General features: G+C 70.3%; 1 protein-coding gene. It reads right to left on the bottom strand.

The window, feature by feature from the left end:
- Nucleotides 1–44: 44 nt before the first annotated feature.
- A partial coding sequence (locus CCN42_RS40975) for an NPCBM/NEW2 domain-containing protein (protein ID WP_211294917.1) occupies nt 45–511 on the bottom strand: 467 nt, incomplete at its 5' end.

Raw genomic sequence — 511 nt, 5'->3', positions numbered from 1 at the left:
CCGCGGCGCCGCCCTGACCATGGACGAGATCATCGGCGAACTCGCTACGAGCAGATGAACCTGGACTCCGCCCAGTCCGCGAGCGCCACGTCGTCGAGATGGTTGTGGGGTTCGACCACCAGCCGCACGGTCTTCCGGCCGGTCAGGTCCACCCGGACCGGTACGGCCGAGTCGCCGCCCTTGACCAGCGCGGACTTCCACAGCGGCACGCCGTCGGCGAAGACCGAGAAGTACACCTTGCCGAGCTTCAGCGTCATGTCGTCGACGCCGGCCAGCGCTTCGTACGCGGTGCACTCACGGTTGAGGTCGATGGTGACGGAGGACCGGCCCTGGACGGTGACCCCGCGCGCGTAGGACGTCCCGCCGATCGACTGCCCCTGCCGCTGCCACACCCAGCCGCTCTCGCCGAACCGCATCTCGGGCTCGCTGCCGTCGCCGCTGATGTCGTACGCCAGCTCGCTCCACTGGTAGACGACCGGCGCGGGCGGGGGAGAGGGCTTCGGGGTCGGGG

Source organism: Streptomyces glaucescens (assembly GCF_002154375.1).
GTDB classification, from domain to species: Bacteria; Actinomycetota; Actinomycetes; order Streptomycetales; family Streptomycetaceae; genus Streptomyces; species Streptomyces glaucescens.
This window is presented reverse-complemented; position numbering and strand designations above follow the sequence as displayed.